The organism is bacterium (assembly GCA_027622355.1).
Classification (GTDB): Bacteria; UBA8248; UBA8248; order UBA8248; family UBA8248; genus JAQBZT01.
This window is the reverse complement of record JAQBZT010000275.1, coordinates 1-3752: the sequence shown is the minus strand read 5'-3', so window position 1 is coordinate 3752 and position 3752 is coordinate 1. Positions and strand designations below refer to the sequence as shown.

General features: G+C 65.1%; 3 protein-coding genes. All 3 read left to right on the top strand.

Annotated elements, in window-relative coordinates; genetic code table 11:
- The first annotated feature begins 289 nt into the window (after positions 1-289).
- Positions 290-1969 carry a thiamine pyrophosphate-binding protein gene (locus O2807_13270; GenBank protein ID MDA1001471.1) on the top strand — a complete coding sequence of 560 codons (1680 nt, stop codon included), beginning with the start codon at positions 290-292 and terminating at the stop codon, positions 1967-1969.
- A gap of 14 nt (positions 1970-1983) precedes the next feature.
- Positions 1984-2631, top strand: a complete 648-nt coding sequence (locus O2807_13265; protein ID MDA1001470.1) for a class I SAM-dependent methyltransferase — start codon at positions 1984-1986, stop codon at positions 2629-2631.
- Positions 2632-2761: 130 nt separating this feature from the next.
- A partial coding sequence (locus O2807_13260; GenBank protein ID MDA1001469.1) for an FAD-binding protein occupies positions 2762-3752 on the top strand: 991 nt, incomplete at its 3' end.

Genomic DNA, 3752 nt, shown 5'->3' with positions numbered 1-3752 from the left:
CCGCTTCCGCAAGGCCAGGCGCCACTTTTTCATCCAGCCTGAACTTGTCCAGAGACATTCCACGTTTCCGAGCTGACGAGGTTTCCCGCAGATGTTCAAAAGCAGGGCCCAAGCTAGGGGATTCCCCGACGGGGTGTCAACCGAAGGATGGATCGCCCTTGCACCCCGTGGGGAGCCGTCCGCCATCCCGCCCGCGGCTTTACCCGCCCTCCCCTTTGGTGGCATAGAAGAGATACGCTGATACCACTGGAATCCTATGGATCGTGAACTATCTCAGGAGGATCGCTTCATGCCAAAAATGAACGGCGCGCGCTTTCTCGCCCGCACTTTCGAAGGCTACGGCGTCACGAGCGTATTCTTCGTCCCGACCATCCTGAGCAAGACCTTGATGGAATTCGAGGAGCGCGATCAGGTCAAACGGATTCTCACCCACGGCGAAAAAGCCGCCGTCTACATGGCCGACGGCTATGCCCGCGCCACGGGCCGCCCCGGCGTCTGCATCGCGCAGACCGTGGGCGCCGCCAATCTGGCGGCCGGCCTTCGCGATCCCTTCCTGGCCTGCACCCCGATGATCGCGATTACGGGCGGGGCGACGAACATGAGCCAGCACCGCCCTTTCTACCAGCAGATTGAAGACTTCCCCCTCTTCAAGTCGGTGACGAAGTTCAGCGCCCGGGTAGATGAGATTCAGCGCCTTCCCGAGTTGATCCGCCAGGCGTTCCGCGCCTCGACCTCGGGGACGCCGGGACCGGCCCATCTCGAATTCGCCGGCCACGCGGGCGATCTCGAAAATCAGGAGGCCGACCTCGAAGTCATCATCGAAGAAGCCTTCGGCCAGCAGCCGCCCTTCCGGCCCGAACCCGAGCCGTCACAGGTCGCGGCCGCGCTCAAAGCCCTTGCCGCCGCGAAAAAACCCATCATCGTCGTGGGCGGGGGCGTCCGCGCTTCCGGGGCGGGGCCAGAGCTGGTCGAATTCGCAGAAAAGATGTCTATCCCCTTCGTCACCTCGATGAACGGAAAGGACACGGTGCCGGGCGATCATCCGCTTCTGGCGGGGGTGGTCGGACTCTACTCGCGAAAGTCCGCGAACCTCGCCGTCCGGGCGGCCGACCTCGTATTTTTCATCGGCAGCCAGACCGGAAGCCAGGTCACGAACAACTGGACACTCCCCCCGTCGGGAACCCCGGTCATTCATCTCGACGTGAACCCCGAGATGCTGGGCCGCTCCTATCCCCTGATAGCGGGCATCTACGCGGACGCCAAGGCCGGGCTCCGCAAGCTGATCGATGCGGCCGATGGCGGCGCGGCCGCCGGGCGCAAAGGGTGGGTCAAAGAAGTGCAGGGCCTCGTCGCCGCCTGGCACGCCGAGCACGAAGAGAACATGACGGCGGACAAGACCCCGATCCGGCCCGAGCGCATCTGCAAGGAACTCACCGATCATCTGCCCTCGGATGCCATCCTCGTCTGCGACACCGGCCACGCCGGCATGTGGACCTGCGGCATGATCGACCTCAAGCATCCGGGACAGGGCTACCTCCGGGCGGCGGGCTCGCTCGGCTGGGGCCTGCCGGGCGCGCTGGGGGCCAAGGTCGGCGCCCCCGACCGGCCGGTGCTGCTCTTCACCGGAGACGGCGGGCTCTGGTACCACCTCAGCGAGATCGAAACCGCGGTCCGCTGCAACATTCCGGCGGTCATTCTCGTCAACGACAACCGCTCGCTGAATCAGGAGATTCACCCCTTCACCCGCGCGGGCGGCGGAAAGCTCGTGGGCCGGCATCATGAGCTCTGGCACTTCAACGACGTGAACCTCGCGGAGGTGGCCAAGACCATGGGGGCGATGGGCATCCGCGTCGAAAAACCCAGCGAGCTTCCCGGCGCGCTCGATCAGGCCTTCTCGGCGAACCGGCCCGTGCTCATCGACTGCGTCTCCGACATGCAGGCGCTCGCGCCCACCGCCGCGAGCTATTAGCGGGAACAGGTCGCTTGACTCAAGACAAGATCAGCCGCTGCCCCCTCTGCCACGGGAAGGGGGCAGCGTTTTTTTTCGAGGACGCCGCGCGAAGCTACTTCCGGTGCCGGGAGTGTCTTCTCATCCATGTGCCTGAAGCGTTCTGGCCCACGCGCGCGGCCGAGCGCGCCCGCTACGATCAGCACCGGAACTCGCCGAATGATCCCGGCTACGTCCGCTTTCTCGATCAGTTGGCGGAGCCTTTGGCGGGCCTTCTCCCGGAAAAATCCAGGGGCCTCGACTACGGCTGCGGCCCAGCGCCCGTCTTGTGCGAGCGGCTGCGGGCACGCGGCCACGAAGTACATCCCTACGATCCGTTCTACTTTTCAGATCCGCCCGAGGGGCCCTTCGGCTTCATCACCTCGACCGAGACATTCGAGCACTTCCGCAATCCGCGCGGCGAGATCGAAAAGCTCCGCGCTCTTCTCTCTCCGGGCGGTCTTTTGGGAGTAATGACCACCTTCTGGGAAGAGGCGCTCTTCAAGGGGGACTGGCACTACCGGCGCGACCCGACCCATCTTTGCTTCTACCGCCGGGAGAGTTTCGACTTTATCGCGGCGGAGTGGGGCTTCCGCATTCTTTTTTGCGACGACAGCCGCACCCTTATCCTGCAGAAGGAATAACCCTCCGGTTGTTCCCCGAAGGGGGGCTATGGCATCCTTTTTCCGCCACCCTTCACCCACCTTTCGGGGAACGATCTTGCGCACCCAGACCGCCGACATTCTCATTCTGGGCTCCGGCGGCGCCGGCCTGATGGCGGCCCTCGCGGCCCACAGCGCCCGGCCCGATCTCAGAATCATCGTTGGGGTGAAAGGACTTTTCGGGAAGAGCGGGTGCACCCGGATGGTGCAGGGGGGCTACAACGTCGCCCTCTCGGCAGAGGATTCGGTGGAGCGGCACTTTCTCGACACCCTCCGCGGGGGGGCCTGGCTCAACGATCAGGAACTGGCCTGGACGCTCGTGAGCCGCGCCCCCGATTGCGTGCGCACGCTGGAGACCGTTTGCGGCTGCTTCTTCGATCGCAACCCGGATGGCACGATTCACCAAAAAGCCTTCGCCGGGCAGAGCTTCGACCGCACGGTGCACAAGGGCGACCTGACGGGAATCGAGCTGACCAACCGGGTGTCGGAGCAGATCGCAAGGCGGGGCATCCCGGTGCTGGAGGAGCACCGGGCCATCTCGCTGCTCCATTCGAAAGATGAACCTGCGCGCATCGCGGGCGCCCTGCTCCTCGACATGCGGAGCGGCGAGTTCACCGCCCTGCAAGCCTCATGCACCCTCCTCGCCACCGGCGGCGGACCCACTCTCTACAAGTTTTCCGCCTGCGCACAGGAACTTGCGACGGACGGCATGGCCATGGCCTGGGAGGCGGGAGCGGAATTTTGCGACATGGAGATGGTGCAGTTCCACCCCACCGGTATCCTGACGGGCGATGGGCTGCAGATCACGGGGACCCTCCTCGAGGAGGGCCTGCGCGGGGCGGGCGGACACCTCCTCAACGCCCGCGGCGAGCGCTTCATGGCGCGCTACGATCCGGACAAGATGGAGCGTGCCACGCGCGATCGCGTCGCCCGCGCCGGATACACCGAAATACAGGAAGGCCGCGGCACCCCCGGCGGAGGTATTTTTATCGATGTGAGCCACCTGGGGGCCGGTTTCGTCCGGCGCAACTTCAAGGGCATGGTGGAGCGGTGCGCCGATCTGGGCTTCGACCTCGCCCGCCGGCCGGTCGAGGTGACGCCCA